General features: G+C 71.1%; 9 protein-coding genes and 1 pseudogene. 7 read left to right on the plus strand and 3 right to left on the minus strand.

Annotated elements, in window-relative coordinates:
- A pseudogene (locus ACN469_RS17075) lies at positions 1 to 380 on the minus strand (IF-2 protein); the annotation flags it as partial.
- Between the two features lie 104 nt (positions 381 to 484).
- Between ACN469_RS17075 and ACN469_RS17080 the strand changes: the two are divergent.
- Genes ACN469_RS17080 through ACN469_RS17095 form a run of 4 tightly spaced genes read left to right on the plus strand, consistent with a single transcriptional unit; the run spans position 485 to position 11,052 of the window.
- Positions 485 to 6,769 (plus strand): methyltransferase domain-containing protein, encoded by a 6,285-nt coding sequence (locus ACN469_RS17080; protein WP_498769185.1) that lies wholly within the window; start codon positions 485 to 487, stop codon positions 6,767 to 6,769.
- Between the two features lie 24 nt (positions 6,770 to 6,793).
- Positions 6,794 to 7,645, plus strand: coding sequence for a diaminopimelate epimerase (gene dapF / locus ACN469_RS17085; RefSeq protein WP_498769187.1), 852 nt, complete (start codon positions 6,794 to 6,796; stop codon positions 7,643 to 7,645).
- Positions 7,646 to 7,683: 38 nt separating this feature from the next.
- A complete protein-coding gene (locus ACN469_RS17090) occupies positions 7,684 to 9,534 on the plus strand; it encodes a GGDEF domain-containing protein (protein WP_498769189.1) in 1,851 nt (616 codons plus the stop codon).
- An 18-nt stretch (positions 9,535 to 9,552) separates the two neighbouring features.
- Positions 9,553 to 11,052: a DUF4388 domain-containing protein gene (locus ACN469_RS17095; RefSeq protein ID WP_498769191.1), complete on the plus strand. Its 1,500-nt coding sequence runs from the start codon at positions 9,553 to 9,555 to the stop codon at positions 11,050 to 11,052.
- Positions 11,053 to 11,058: 6 nt separating this feature from the next.
- Here the strand turns inward: ACN469_RS17095 and ACN469_RS17100 are convergent, their stop codons facing one another.
- Entirely contained in the window at positions 11,059 to 11,532 is a 474-nt protein-coding gene (locus ACN469_RS17100) for an FBP domain-containing protein (RefSeq protein WP_498769193.1), read from the minus strand.
- A gap of 279 nt (positions 11,533 to 11,811) precedes the next feature.
- Between ACN469_RS17100 and ACN469_RS17105 the strand changes: the two genes are divergently transcribed.
- A complete protein-coding gene (locus tag ACN469_RS17105; protein ID WP_498769195.1) occupies positions 11,812 to 12,876 on the plus strand; it encodes a fatty acid desaturase family protein in 1,065 nt (354 codons plus the stop codon).
- 22 nt (positions 12,877 to 12,898) lie between these two features.
- Here the strand turns inward: ACN469_RS17105 and ACN469_RS17110 are convergent, their stop codons facing one another.
- Positions 12,899 to 13,642: a DUF6600 domain-containing protein gene (locus ACN469_RS17110; protein WP_498769197.1), complete on the minus strand. Its 744-nt coding sequence runs from the start codon at positions 13,640 to 13,642 to the stop codon at positions 12,899 to 12,901.
- Between the two features lie 163 nt (positions 13,643 to 13,805).
- On the opposite strand from ACN469_RS17110, the gene ACN469_RS17115 reads away from it, so the two are divergent.
- Together ACN469_RS17115 and ACN469_RS17120 are read left to right on the plus strand one after the other, a co-directional pair.
- The gene (locus tag ACN469_RS17115; protein WP_498769198.1) at positions 13,806 to 14,486 is read left to right on the plus strand and encodes a hypothetical protein; all 681 of its coding nucleotides are present in this window, start codon (positions 13,806 to 13,808) and stop codon (positions 14,484 to 14,486) included.
- Positions 14,483 to 15,220 carry a hypothetical protein gene (locus ACN469_RS17120; RefSeq protein ID WP_498769200.1) on the plus strand — a complete coding sequence of 246 codons (738 nt, stop codon included), beginning with the start codon at positions 14,483 to 14,485 and terminating at the stop codon, positions 15,218 to 15,220. Before ACN469_RS17115 ends, ACN469_RS17120 begins: the two co-directional genes overlap by 4 nt.
- Positions 15,221 to 15,281: the final 61 nt, after the last annotated feature.

The raw sequence follows: 15,281 nt of genomic DNA on the forward strand, positions 1-15,281 counted from the left end.
GGGGGGGGCTCCTCGGAGGCGATTCGGGGGCGGGCCATGGACTCCAGGAGGGGGAAGAGGGCCCGGTCCAGCTCGTCACGCTCGGTGAAGCTGCGCAGGATGAGGGAGCCGACGTCCTGGCCCTCCAGGGGAATGGGGGCGTAGGCGTCCGCCAGCCGGGGGTCGCCGGGCCGGTAGGGGACGGCGCCCATGGGGGCCATGCGGCCCTTCATCACCACGAGCTGGCCGTCCACGGGGGCCAGGGTGAAGGTGCGTGAGTTGAGCTGGGACAGGAGGAAGACCACTCCGCCGCCCAGTCCGAGGATGATGAAGAAGACGAGCAGCCTGGTGAAGGTCCGCCGTGCCCGATAGCCAAAGCCCTGCTGTGCCGATCCGTTCATATCGCCTGCTCTCCTGACGTCCGGGCGCCGGGCTGATTTCCGCCCCTGGCGCTTTCCTTGGGGCGCGGAGGCCCACGGCTATACTCCCACCCCCGAACACACCCATGCATCACACATTCCGTCGCATGGGGCCCAGTGAACTGCTGCCCCGCTACATTTTCGCCGAGAGCCTCTTCGCGCGTCGCCGCGTGCTGGAGGTCGACGCGGTGGCCTCCACCGGAGGAGAGAGCGCGCGTTTCCTGCTGGAGCGGGGAGCCCGGGCTGTCGTCGCCTGTGACGAGGACGTGAAGGCGGTCCAGGCCGCGCAGAAGGCGCACGGTGGGCCCACGCTGCGCTTCCGCGCCAACATCTACGACGACTTCGAGCCGGGCAGCTTCGACGTGGTGCTCGTGGCGGACCTGGCGCCGTACGTCCGGGCCCCGGAGCTCTTGGCGGAGCTGGCGCGGCTGGTGGCGAAGCAGGGCTTCCTGGTGGGCGGGCTGCGCAACGTCGCGGGCCTGGCGCTGCCGCAGTTGGTGGAGGCGGAGGAAGGGAATGTTCCGCCCACCTACGGGCTGCTGCTGGATGCGCTCAACGTGCACTTCCCTCACGTGGAGGTGGCCACGCAGTCGCCGGTGCTGGGGTACCAGCTCGCCTTCGAGCGAGGCGAGGGGCTCCAGGTGGACGGCTCGCTCGTGGAGAACGGCGAGGCGGCGTACTTCGTGGTCGTCGCCGGGCAGGAGCCCGCGCGCTCGGTGGACCCCACGTGGGTGCAGCTGCCGCCGGAGCCGCTGGCCTTCACCCGAGGCAAGCTGGACGAAGTCGTGGCGCGCGCGAAGTCCTGGGAGGAGCGCAGCGCGCGGTTGAAGGAGTCGCTGACGCGGCTTCGCACCGAGCTGACGGACCGGGAGGCGGAGGTCGCCTCGCTCAAGCCCGTGCTGGAGGTGACTCGGGACGAGGTGGCGCGGCTCACCGCGCAGTTGGAGCAGGCGCGGGGCACGCCGGAGTCGCAGCGCGAGCGCGATGACCTGGTGGGACGGCTGCGCCGACGTGAGCTGGAGCTCCAGGTCGCGCACGAGCGGCTGGGTGATGCGGACCGGCGGCTGACGGCGCAGCGGCTGGAGGTCGAGGCCGCGCAGCGGGTGCAGGCGGAGGCCGGGGTCCAGGTGCTCGCGGGGCAGGAGACGCTCCGGCTGGAGCGCGCGCGCCGCGAGGAGCTGGCCACCTCCCTGGAGGAGGCCCGGGAGCGGCTGACGCAGACCTATACCCAGGTGCGTGAGCTTCAGGATGAGCTGACCACGCTGCGCATCGACCGGGAGAAGGACCGGCTCCTGGCGGAGCGCGCCGGGGAGCAGTCCGAGGACCGGCGTCGCGCGGCGGACGCGGCCCGGGAGCGGGAGCTGCGCATCGCCGAGCAGTACTCGGCGGCCCTCGCGGCGGTGGAGCACCTGAAGGACGGCACGGCTCGGGCGGAGGAGGCCGCGCGCGATGCCGTGGCGGCCCTGTCCGTGAAGGAAGCGGAGCTGGCGCGCGCGGCTCGCGAGCTGACGGAGGCGTCCCAGCGGGCGGCGTCGGCCGAAGGCTCTCGCCGGGACGCGGAAGAACGGCTGGCGGCGCTCCAGGCCGAGGGTCGTGGTCAGGAGACGGAGCTCGTCGCCGCGCGGGAGCGGGAAGCACGGCTGCGGGCCGAGCTGGAGACGCTGACCGAGGGCGAGGCGTCCGCTCGGGCCACCGCGCGGAAGCTGGAGGAGTCGCTCCACGAGGCAGGACAGCGCATCACGGAGCTGGAGGCGGAGCGCGCTCGCGTGGAGGCGGGACTGACGGGGGCGCTGGAGACGGAGCGCTCCGGACTTCAGGCCCGGCTGTCGGCGTTGGAGGGCGTGCTGGAGTCGGAGCGCGTGCGCGCGGAGGCGCTCGCGGAGGAGGCTCGCACCGAGGCCGCCATTCGCGCGGAGACGGAGGCGCGCAAGCTCGAGCTGGAGGAGGAGCGGCAGGCGCTGGTCCGCCGGGTGGTGGAGCTGGAGGCGGAGGTCTCCACGCTGAGTCGCTCCCGTCGCGAGGAGTCGGAGCGCGCGGAGGAGCTGGAGGCCTCGCTTCAGTCCGTGCAGTCGGACCTGGAGACGGCACACCAGGAGCGGGACTCCACGGCGGCCCTGGCCGCTCGTGTGGGCGGAGAGCTGGACCAGGAGCGTGAGTCGCGCGCCGCTGTCGAGGACGCGCTGCGCGTCTCACGCGGCAAGCTGGAGAGCGCGGCGCAGCGACTCGTCGAGGCCGAGGCCACGCTGGCCCGGACCCGCGAGGCGGTGGATGCGGAGGTGGAGCGTCGCGCCGCGTTGGAGACTTCGCTGGCGGAGGTCCAGGCCACGCTGGTGGCGGAGCGCGATGGCCGCCTGAAGTCGGGCTCCGCGCTGAAGACCCTGCGCGCGGAGCTGGAGACGGAGCACGGGCGTCGGGAGAGCGCGGAGGCGACGCTCGCGGAGGCCCAGGCGGGACTCGTCGAGGCGCGACATGCGCTCACCCAGTCCAAGGAGGCCCTGGACGCGGAGACGGAGCGTCGGGCTCGCTGGGAAGCGGCGCTCGCGGACGTGCAGGTCCAGCTCCAGGACGAGCTTCAGCGACGTACTCGCGCCGAGGATGCGCTGGCGGAGGCGCGCGGACAGCTTCAGGGCGAAGGCCAGCAGCGGACCCATGTCGAGGGGACGCTGGCGGAGGCACAGGCGCGCCTCCAGGCCGAGGCCGAGCGAAGGAGCCGTGCCGAAGCGGCGCTGACCGAGGCCCAGACGCGCTTCGAGGCGGCGCTGGCGGACGCCACGGCCCGTTACCAGGACGAGGCGGAGGCGAAGGCGCGCGTCGAGGCGACGCTGGCGGATGCCACGACCCGTCTCCAGGACGAGGCGGAGGCGAAGGCGCGCGTTGAAGTGGCGCTCGCCGAAGCTCTTGCTCGGAGCCAGTCAGAAGCAGACGCGAAGGCGCGGGTCGAGACGGCGCTGGCCGAGGCGGAGGCTCGCGGTCAGTCGGAGGCCGAGGCGAAGGCGCGCGTCGAGGCGACGCTGGCCGAGGCTCAGGCCCGGAGCCAGTCGGAGGCCGAAGCGAAGGCTCGTGTCGAGACCGCGCTCGCCGAGGTCCAGGCACTTCTCCAGGAAGAGACCGAGGCGAGAGCGCGGGGCGAGACGGCGCTGGCGACTGCCCGGAGCCGTGGTCACGAGGATGGCGAGGAGCGGGCCCGCGTCGAGACGGCGCTCGCCGAGGCCCGGACGCAGCTTCAGCGTGAGACCGAACAGCGGGCTCTCGCCGAAGCGACAGTGGCCGAGGCCCAAGCACGCCTGCTCGCGGAGACCGAGGAGAAGTCTCGCGTCGAAGCCGCGCTGACAGAGGCTCGTGCGCGGCTTGAAGAAGTCGAGGTGCTGCGGAAGCGTGCCGATGAGGCGCTGTCGGAGACCCAGCTTCGACTCCAGGCGGAAGCAGGGCAGCGTGAGCGGGCCGATGCGGCCCTCGCCGAGGCCCGAGAGGCGCTGGCCACGGAGCGCGAGTCCTGGGGGCAGGGTGAGGTTCAGGCCCAGGCGGCGCTGGCGGAGGCTCGCCGGTCGCTTGCTTCCGAGCGTGAGGCACGCGAAGCGCTCACCGTCGAGCTGTCCGATGCCCGAGCGCGTGTCTCCGTCGCGGACGAGGCCGCTACCCGACTCCAGTCGGAGCTCGTCTCGGAGCGCGAAGGCCGGGTGCGGGTCGAGACCGCGCTGACGTCCGAGCGGGAGGCGCTGAGCGCGGCTCGTGCGGAGCTGGAGACCGAGCGGCAGGAGCGCAGTGACGGCGAGGCGGGTCTGGCTCGCGTACACGAGCGGCTGGACGGAGAGCAGCGCGCGCGCGCCGAGGTGGAAGCCTCGCTGACGCGCACGCGCGAAGCACTGTCCACGGAGGAGGCCGCGCGCGCGGAGGTCGAGTCGTCGCTGGCTCGGGCTCGCGAGGCCCTGTCTTCCGAAGAGACCGCGCGCGCGGAGGTCGAGTCATCGCTGGCTCGGGCTCGCGAGGCCCTGTCGTCCGAAGAGACCGCGCGCGCGGAGGTCGAGTCGTCGCTGGCTCGGGCTCGCGAGGCCCTGTCGTCCGAAGAGACCGCGCGTGCGGAGGTCGAGTCGTCGCTGGCTCGTACGCGCGAAACACTGTCCGCCGAAGAGACCGCGCGCGCGGAGGTCGAGTCATCGCTGGCTCGGGCTCGCGAGGCCCTGTCGACAGAGAAGACCGCGCTGGCTCAGGTTCGAGCCGCGCTGGCTGATGAGTCGTCAGCGCGCTCGGCGTCGGAAGCCGCGCTGGCGACGGAGCAGCAGAGCGCGGAAGCGGCGCGTGCCGAGCTGACCCGTGAGCGGGAGACGCATGCCGAGGCGCGTGCGGCCCTCCAGGCAGAGCGCGAAGCTCTGGCCCAGGTTCGCGCCGAACTGGCGGCCCGCGAGCAGTCCCTCACGGAGCTTCGTGAGGCCTCCGAGGCCCGCGAGCAGTCGCTGCGCGCCAGCGTGGAGCGCCTGGACGGTGAACGCGCCCAGGCCGAGGATTCGGCGCGGGAGCTGCGAGCGACCCTGGATGCACGGCTGGCCGACGCGGAGTCCATGGGCGCGCGACTGGCGTCCGTGGAGCAGGCGTTGAGCGAAGCGGAGACCGCGAAACGCGCGGTGGACGCGACGCTCTCCGAGCGGGAGTGGGCCCTGCAAGAGCTCCAGGCCCAGGCCACCGCTCGTGAAGGCGAGCTTCGGGAGCAGCTGCGGACGCAGGAGGCAACGGAGGCCACGCTGGAGGTCACGCGCCAGGAAGTCCTGGACCTGCGCGGCGAGCTGACCCACCTGATGGCGGCGCGGCAGGAAGTGATGCGCCTGGGCATGGAACTCCAGCGGGCCATGGCCGCGCTGCACGACCGGGGCATGCACCTCACCCGGCTCGATGAGGAGCTGGTGGACGCGAGGGAGCGACTGGTCGCCCAGCGCGAGAACGCCGAGCTGCTCATGGTGCAGCTCGAGACGGCGCGGCGCTTCGCGGGCAAGGCCACCGCGATGGAGAACACGCTCGAAAGCGAGCGGGCCACGCTGGAGACCACACGCGCTGAGCTGGAGACCGTGCGCTCGGAGCTGGCACGGGTCACCGAGTCGGCGCGCGTCGAGCAGGAGCGCTCCGCGAGCCTGGAAGCGCGACTGCGGGAGGCCACGGAGTCGCTGGAACAGGCCCGCGCGGACTGGGAGGCCCGGTTCGCCGACCTCACCGCGCACCTCGAACGTCAGCGCACCGAGACGGACGTGCAGCTCCAAGCACACCGTGCGGAACAAGCCACGCTGGATGCTCGCCTCACGGAGGCCACGTCGCAGCTCGAAGCGGAGCGTGCCGAGCGCACGGAACTGGAGTCCCGGCTCGAAGCGGAGCGGACGGCCCAGGCCACGCTGGCCTCGCGCCTCGTCGACACCGAGACCCGGCGCGCCGAGCTGGAGTCCCAACTCACCGCGCTCCAGGCTCGTGCCGAGGCGTTGCGTGAGGAGCACACCACGAAGCTCGCGGCGGCCACCACGGACTTCGAGGCCCGTCGCGTCGAACTCGAAGCCCGCCTCTTCGAACTTGAGACCGCCACGACGGGGAGCGCCACCGCGCTCCAGTCCGTGCAGGAGCGCCTGTCTCGCGCCGAGTCTGAACGCGAGCGCCTCCAATCGGACCTCACCGTCGCCCGGGCCGCCCGCGTCCGACTGGAAGGCCGCATCACCGCCCTGGAGACCGCCTCCACGGACGCGGTCCGCCTGCTCGACTCCGAGCGCGCCGAGCGCACCCGCGCCTCCGAGGCGCTGGAGGAAGCCCGCCGCCAGCTCGCGCAGCGCGATGGCACCACGTCCGACCGACTCGCCACGCTGAAGACCGAGCTGACGCGCCTCCAGGACCAGGCCCAGGCGCTCACGGCCGAGAAGCAGGACCTGCTCAAGGACCGCTTCGAGCGAGAGCGGCTGGAGCCGCTCATCAAGGACCAGCAGACCCGCCTCACCGCCCTGGAGGCCGAGCGCAACGAGCTGCTCAAGGCCACCGAGGAGCTCAGGGCCGCCTCGCAGACGGACGCCGTCCTGGAGATGGCCGCGGAGATGGAGCAGCTCCAGTCGGAGGTGGATTCGCTCCAGGAGAAGCTCCAGGCCCAGGAGACGGAGCTGGGCACCCTGCGCCGTCAGGTGGCCCGCTCCGGCGGCAACCCCGTCCAGGACCTCTACGAGCGCGCCAACGCGGAAATCAACGCGGTGAAGAGCGAGCTGTCCCGACGCACGGGCGTGGCGTTGACCCCTCCCGGTGGCACCCCCGTCCGGGCCCCCACCATCCCCCAGGTCAAGCCCCCGCGCACCGCCGTGCCCGCGCTCGATATGCCCGAGCCGACACCTCCGAAGAAGGCGGACGAGCGCGAGTGACGGCCCCCGGCTAGGATTGCGTTCGTGGACGTTCGTGAACGCATCTTCAAGTACCAGGGGCTGGGCAACGACTTCGTCGTCCTCGACCGTCGCCGGTCCGGCGTGGACATCGACGCGGAGACCTCCCGCTGGATGTGCGAGCGCCGGCTCGGCATCGGCGCCGACGGAGTCCTCGCGCTGCTCCCCTCCGAGCACGGCCTGGCCCGGATGGTCGTCCACAACGCCGACGGCAGCATCGCGGAGATGTGCGGCAACGGCCTGCGCTGCGCCGTGAAGTACCTGGTCGACCAGTCCGGGGAAAACCCGGGTCGCATCGACGTGGAGACGGGCGCGGGAGTGCTCTCCTGCATGCCTGGCTACGGTGACGGCGGGGTGGTCGCGGTGGACATTTCCATGGGGCCAGCACGGCTCGTGGCCCCGAACCTGCCATCGGGCGCCACGGGGAAGCCCTTCCTGGACCTTCCGTTGCCAGGGCACCCCGAGCTTCGAGCCTCCGCGGTGAGCATGGGCAATCCCCACCTGGTCCTCCTGGACCAGCCTCTGGAGGACGCGCCTCGACTGGGGCCGGAGCTGGAGCGGCACCCTGCCTTCCAGGACCGTACCAACGTAGAGTTCGTCCGGGTGGAGGAGGACGGCCTCACCGTCGTCGTCTGGGAGCGGGGCTGTGGGCTCACCCAGGCGTGCGGCACGGGGGCCTGCGCCTCGGCGGTGGCGGCGGTGCTGGCGGGGCGGTTGCCCTCGGACACCTGGCTGCGCGTCACCCTGCCGGGAGGCAACCTGCGCATCCGCGTGCCGGCCGACCTGTCCGACATCCGCCTCCGTGGACCTGTCGCCTTCGTCTTCGAGGGCGTTGTCGCGCTTGCTGGGGGCCGGTAACCTCCGACCTCCCCCTTCGCACCCGGGTCAGACAGCGCGTGGCCGGTCCCATTCTCGTCGTCGACGACGACCTGTTCTTCCGCCAGCTCGCCAGCGACATGCTGTCCCGTCATGGGCACCGTGTGGTCTCGGTGGAGAACGGCACGTTGGCGCTCGAGGAGGCGGCTCGCACGCCCTTCGACCTGGTCATCACCGATGTGGTGATGCCGGGCGTCGACGGCTTCGCGCTCACCGCGCGCCTTCGCGAGCGAGACCCGGACCAGGAAGTCCTCCTGGTCAGCCAGCGCACCGACGTGAAGGGCTCGGAGATGGCGCTGCGCTCGGGCGCGGCGGACTGTCTGGCCAAGCCCATCGAAGAGGCGGACCTGGTGCTCGCGGTGGACCGCGCCCTGGAGCGCGCCGCCCTGCGCCGGGAGCGCACCCAGCTCCGTGATGAAAATCTGGAGTTCGCCCGCTTCCACAACCTGCACCAGCGCTGCCTGGAGCTCATCTCCCAGTCGGATTTGGAGTGGCTGCAGGAGCGCATCATCTCGGAGCTGTCCGCGGTGTGCGACGCGCAGAGCGCCGCGCTGTGGGTGCTGGACGACCGGGGAGACCTGGTGCTGCGCGCGTACCGAGGGCTGCTCGACAAGCAGTTCCTCGCGGAGAAGATGAACCCCGAAGGACCGCTGGCGGGGCGTCTGCGGGATGCGCAGCCGTGGTTCGCGCGGGATGAGCGCTCCGTGGTGCTGTACGTGCCGCTGATGGTCTCCGGAGAAATCGTCGGCCTCGCGCAGCTCTCCGACCCGCTGACCGGGGACTTCCGCGCCGAGCACTCGCGGGATGCCCGCGTGCTCGCGGACTTCGCCGCCGTGAGCGTGAAGAACGGCCGGCGGATGATGGCGCTCCAGCGCCTGGGCCTGAGGGACCGCGAGACGGCGGCCTACAACCTCAGCTACTTCACCGACTACGCCTCCAAGGAGATCTACAAGGCGCGGCGGTATGGCCGGACCTTCTCCCTGCTGACCTTCTCCATCGACAACCTGCCGCTGGTGCGCGTGCGCCAGGGCGCGGCGGACGCGAAGAAGGCGGTGCGCGGCATCATCCGCGCGCTGAGCAAGATCATCCGCGACTCGGACGTCATCGCGAAGGCGAGCGACCAGGAGTTCTACCTCCTGTTGCCGGAGACGGACTTCTTCGGCGCGATGATGTTCGTGCGTCGCGCGGTGGCGGCGGTGCGCGAGGAGCCTGAAGTGCAGGACGTGGAGTCGCGCCTGCCGCTGGCCCTGGTGGGCGGCGCCAGCACCTTCCCCAAGGACGGCGAGGACTTCGACGAGCTGGTGCACCGCTGCCGTCGCCGCATGGACGAGCGTCGCGCGTCGCTCCAGCGGCGGCTGATGCTGGACGGGCTGCCGTTCTGGGACGAGGTGGACCTCCTGTTGGGCACGCCCAACAGCCCCCGGTTGCCGGTGGACGAGCGCGCCGAGCCCAGCCGCCGAGGCAAGGTGGCGGATGTCCTCTTCGACGAACTCCAGGCCGAGATTGCTCGCGAGCTGACGAGAGACCCGGGCACGCGCGGCCTCTTGTACGTGGGCGGGCCGGAGATTCGCGCGGACCTGCCCATCGCCGCGGGGCTGGAGTCGGCGCCGCCAGACCTGTCCTCGCGCATCTATCTGTTGGGCCGCCGGGTGGACCTGGAGTCGCACCCCGCGCTGACGCCCGTGTTCCTGGAGGGCGACGAGCGGGTGTCCCGGCACGAGTTCATCCTCTGGCTGTCGGAGAGCGCGGCCTACGCGCTCATCCAGCGGCGGGGGCGGGGCGCGACGTGGGGCTTCCACACCTCGGACACCGCCGTGGTGGACGGGCTCATCTCCAAGCTGCAGGCCGAATACGACCTGCAGCCCTACTGACACGAAGCGGAGCGACCCGTGGCCCAGGTCCGGAAGATCCTCATCGCCGACCCCGACCTCGAGTCCGTGCGCGCGCTGTCCCGCGCGCTGCGCACCAAGGGCTATCAGGTGCACTACGCGCCGGATGGCTCGCGAGCGCTGGAGGTGGCGGTGCTGCGCCACCCGGACCTCACGCTGTTCGACGAGCACTGTCGGCTGCTGGAGGCGCGCACCTTCATCCAGATTCTGCGCACCAACCCGCGCACCGAAGACATCCCGGTGGTGCTCACCACGTCGAGCTTCGATGGGGACCGGTACCGTGGCCTGCGAGACGGCTACCTGCGCAAGCCCTTCAACCTGGACGAGGTGCTCAGCCGCATCGAGCACATCTTCCGGCGCAACGAGGCGGCCAAGGACCTCAAGGTCGAGCAGCAGGAAATCGAAGGCTCGCTCAGTCAGCTCAGCATCCCGGACCTGATGCAGCTGCTCGGGATGAACCGGCGCAGCGGGAAGCTCTCGCTGGAGCGGGGCAACGAGCGCGGTGAAATCCACGTGGTGGAGGGCCGCCCCGTGAACGCGAAGCTGGGGCGCGTGGAGGGGGAGAAGGCGCTGTTCCGCCTGCTGGCCTGGGGCGATGGGACCTTCACCTTCTCCCCCGGCGCCAGCGCCGCGAAGGCGCGCATCAACCGCGCCATGGACGACGCGCTGCTGGAGGGCATGCGGCAGTCGGACGAGGTGAATCGCCTGATGCCGGGCCTGCCGCCGCGCCACACGCGGCTGATGCTGGCGCCGGACGTGGCCTTCCAGCAGGACCAGCACCCGGTGACGGCGCAGGTGATGGACCTGCTGCGCCAGCCGCGCGCCCTGGGTGAGGTGCTGGACCTGGCGCCCGCCACGGACCTGGAAGTGCTGAGCGTGCTGTCCACGCTGATTCAGCGCGGGGTGGCGAGGCCCGCGGACGTGAATGGCACGGACGCCAACGCCAACGAGCTGCTGGGCGCGGCGGAGGTGCACGCGCTGCGCGGTCGAATCCTCCGCACGAAGGCGCCGTCACGCGTGGCCACCGCCAAGATATTCGTGTGCGGCAGCGGCGCATCGGCGGCGCGGCGGGTGATGGCGCGGGTGCCGGGCCTGGAGGCGCTGTCGGCGGAGCCCACCGCGGTGAAGAGCGGCTTCGGGACGCTGGGGCGGCTGGTGCTGAGCGAGGTGCTGCGGCTGGACTTCTGCACGCTGCCCCCGGCCGAGGCAGCCAAGCCCCTGTGGCGGCCCTTCAGCGCGGGCGCGGTGGGCGCGTTGCTGCTGGACGTGTCCGAGCCGGCGGTGGGGCTGGCGCACTATCTGGCGTGGGAAGCGCGCATGCCCATCGTCGTCGTGGGCGCCGAAGTCCCGGCCGCGCTCCAGGGCGCCCCCGCGGGAGCGCTGAGCGTGGTGGACGACCTGGGCGAGGCGCTGAGGTCCCTGTTGGTGCAGGCCCTCAACCCCTCGCCCATGTTGCCCGGTGTGACGCAGGTGCAGCGGGCCAACGCCTCCGTCGGCTAGCCGCTGCTAGGCGGCGGGCGCGGAGGGCCTGGCCTCGATGCCGAGCGCCTCGTTCGCGAAGCGGTACATGTGGGCCCGGAGCTGATCCAACGACGCGAGCGTGTGTCTGCCCGCGCGGTTGGCCGCGTCCTCCAGCTTGTCCTTGCAGCGCAGGTCGACACAGAGGCTGATGCCCACGCGGCGCTTGCTGTTCACGTCGGTGGTGAGCAGGTCCACCGACGAGCCGTAGTCGTGGCACCACTCGCACATGCGGGAGATGTCGGGGCCACCTCCGACATCACGTCGGAAGATGATGCCGATGGGCTGGTGGCTGCCAGGCGCGGAGAAGACGAGGTACACGCGCGCGCCGGACGTCTCCGTCCAGGCCAGGTAGTCCCGCACGAACAAGGGGAAGGTGAGACCCGGCGGCATTTCCATGACGCGGCGGTCCCTCGGGCGGAAGGACTGGATGAGGTCCCGGTCGGTTTCGAATCGGAACACGGCTGCTCCTTGGAGAACGTTTCGACCTAACAGTGAGCAGTTCCCGATTCTACCCAATCCCACCAGGAAGCCAGGCCCCTCTCCTCCTGGTCGCCAGGTGAGGAGGGAGGCGCGACTGTGCATGGCATTGCACACCGCGCACGGCGAGCCGCGTCATCCCGGCCTCCGCGTGCGTCGTTTCAACGGCTGACCCGCGCGTGACATGGCGATGGGACAACGCTGGCTCCTCATCTCCGGCACAGGGCCGGACACACCCCACTTCAGCAGGAGCCCCTCTCAATGGAACGAGCCGCACCGCCGTCGAGCAAGGAGCTCATTGCCCGGACGCGCCCCTTCGCCGTGCAGGATGTCGCGCGCTCGGGCTGGAATCTGGCGGCCACCTATGCCGCGCTCGCGGCGGCCGTGACGCTGGCGGTGGCCGCGCCCTGGTGGCCCCTGCGTGTGGTGGGCGGCGTGCTGGAGGCGCTCGTCCTCATCCGCGCGTTCATCCTCTTCCATGACGCCATGCACGGCGCGCTGCTGCCCTCGTCTCGTTGGGCGAAGGTCCTCTTCCACGTGCAGGGCATCCTGACGCTCACGCCCGCGCGCATCTGGAACGACACGCACAACCATCACCACGCCAACACGGCGCGCATCGCCGCGGACTCGGCGGGCACGTTCGCCACGTGGACCACCGAGCAGTGGCGCAATGCCTCCGGCTGGCAGCGGCTGGGCTATGTGGTGGAGCGCCACCCGGTGACCATCCTGTTCGGCTACGTCACCGCGTTCCTCATCAGCCTGTGCCTGGTGCCCTTCGTGAAGGACCCGAAGCGCTACTGGACGTCCGGGCTCGCGCTCGGCGTGCACGTGGCCCTGTCCGTGGCGCTCTGGGTCTTCTTCGGGCCCGCCGTGTACCTGGTCGCCTTCGTGGGCCCGCTGTTCCTCGCGTACGCCCTGGGCACGTACCTGTTCTATTCGCAGCACAACTTCGACGAGGTCCGCATCCTGCCGGAGCACCAGTGGACCCACGCGGATTCCGCGCTGGAGGCCTCCAGCTACCTGCGCTGCGGCAAGGTGATGGCGTGGTTCACCGGCAACATCGGCTACCACCACGTGCACCACCTCAACCCGCGCATCCCGTTCTACCGACTCCCCGAGGCGATGGCGGCCATCCCGGAGCTCCAGCATCCGCACGTCACGACGCTGAGCCCGCGCGACATCATCCACTGCCTGCGGTTGAACCTGTGGGAGCCCTCCCTGGGGCGGATGGTGCGCTATCGCGATGCCAGCGTGCGCACCTGGGAGGCTCGGACCGACGCGCCCGCCCGGAGCGCGGTCTCCTCCGAGGGGCACGCGGTGTCGTGACGACTCGTGGTGGGCGTGCTCCTCATCGCGCGGCCGCGTGGGGCCCCGCGATGGGAGGCTGCCCCGTGGGCGGCGCGATGGGGCCGGTGTGTGGCACGGGCGCCCCGGTGGCGCTCGCCACCTCGTCGGGCGCGGGGCCCACGTTCCACTGGCCCGTGCGTCCCGTCACGCGCTCGCCCACCGGCTGCGTCTTCCCCACCAGCGCGGCCTCCTGGTCGGGTGGAACCAGGTAGCGACTGACATCGGGTTGCACCAGGTCGCTGGTGGCGACGAAGGTCCACGGCCTCCGGACATTCATTCCCGGCAGGGGCATGGGCTGCCAGCCAGCGAGGCCCTCGCCCCAGCGCCAGTCCACCCAGGAAGGGGCCCACTCGTCGTCGGGCCACCACACCCAGCCCTCCGAGGGCGTGACGAACCACCTGCCGAAGTGGAAGGGGGCCCAGCCCCAGTCCCAGTCGCTCTGGAACGTCCAGCCCCAGTCGCTGAACACCCACTGGCCATTGGTGGCGTAGGGCACGAAGTCCAGGCCCACGAGCTTCGCGTCGGGGCGCCACACCCAGCCCACTTCGGGGAGTTGGATCCACTCGCCATAGGGCGCCATCACATCGCGGAAGATGGAGATGTTGCTGCCCAGGGTCGTCGCGTTCGACTTCACCTGGGGACCGAACTCCTCGGGCCCCATCGCGCAGCCCAGTGACGCCAGCAGCGCGCCCGCGCTCACTCCACCCAGGCGCAGCCAGCGCCAGGTTTGATTCCAGGTGCGCATCGTCGGTCCTCCTCGATGGGTGTCCCGCTCGTCTCAGGATGTGCCTTCCCCTTGAACGCAGAGACCCTCGGGGGCGATGCCCTGGAAGGCCCGGTCGCCCAGCACAGCCGGCCCCTTGGTTGACTTCCTGTCACCCGAGCAAGGCAGACTGCTCGTCGTGCGCGTGAAAAAGCCCCTCCTCTCGTTCCTGCTGCTGACCCCGGCCGTGGCCCTGGCGGGAATGCCCAGCTTCTCGCTCACGGAGATCGCCGAGCAGCGGTTGGAGGCCATCTCCTTCTTCATCGCCATCTTCCTGCTCGTGTCGCTGGGCGTCTGGGGGCTGTGGAACTGGCTGCGGCGGGATGTGCCCCGGCTGCCGAAGCTGAGCTACCGGGCGTCGCTCGCGCTGGTGTTCCTGCTCGGGCTGGGTTTTCAGCTCGTCCTGTCGATGATTGCCGGTGGCCGTGAGCTGATGACGCCGGGCGCCTGGGAGAAGAAGGGCGTCACGTACCAGGTCATCCCCGCGCCGCCGCCCTCGGACGCGGACCTGCTGGTCCAGGCGCGGCGTCAGCGGCTGGATGAGCTGCGCGTGGCGCTGTGGGCCTATGCCGCGGAGCATGGGCGCGACTTCCCCCAGAGCGACCTGGGCACGGAGCTCCCCGCCGCGCGCTGGAAGGTGCTCGGGGACTCCGGTCTGCACTTCATCTACATCGGCGGACAGAAGGCGGATGCGCCCGCGTCGCCGCTGGCATACGAGCCCGGCCTCTTCGGCAAGGAGCGCTGGGTGCTCTTCACCGATGGAGACCTCCGGCGCCTTCCCGTCGAGGACATCCACCGCGCGTTCGTGGCGGAGGGTGCGCCGTGAAGTCCTACAAGGGCGTGGCGTTCCTGGGCGTCGTCGCCGTGATGATGCTCTTCCTCTGCATGGGGCAGGTCTGGGTCATGAGCGTGCCGTTGCTGCTCGCCTTCGGCTGGCTGACCTTCCTCCAGGAGGTGGTGCCGGAGGTGACGCTGCGGTGGGGCGCCATCGTCGAGTTCCTCGTCGTGGCGACGATGCTCGGCGCGGGCGCTCACCTGTTCCTCCGGTGGCTGTGGCGTCAGCTTCATGTGGAGACTCCAGAGGCCTCCGCGTGGCGTCCGCGCTGGAGCGCGTCGCTGCTGCTGGGGGTCGTCTTGCTCTTCGCCGCGACGATGGCCTCGGTGGGAATCGGCCACCACGTGGGCTGGCTGATGTCGGGGCGCGCGCGTCTGGTGCGCAGCTCATGGCCCCATTTCGAGCTGGAGGGCGCGCGGACCTCGAGCTGGCTGTGCGACGAGGCCCGAGAGCTGGTCCAGGCGGGGACACCCGTCGAGCAGCTCACTCGCAAGCTGCTCGCGAAGCCCTCGCTTCACGCGTTGGTGGAGGCGCAGCACGTGGTCACCCATGTGAGCCCCGAGGGCGAGACGGTCGTCGTGGTGTTCGCCAGAGACCCTCGGGTCCGCGAGCGCGACGGTGGGGTGCGCTGCGGTCCCAAGAAGTCGGGGCTCGAGACGCTCGACGCGAAGGCGCTGGCGCAGTGGCTCGCCGAGCCGGGCGCCGTCGCGGGCACTTCGCCCTGACGGCGAATGATTGACTCATGAAGCCTCGCGCGAGCGTCTCCATGCAGGAGTGCTAGTCTCG

Source organism: Corallococcus terminator (genome assembly GCF_049194865.1).
Lineage (GTDB): Bacteria > Myxococcota > Myxococcia > Myxococcales > Myxococcaceae > Myxococcus > Myxococcus terminator_A.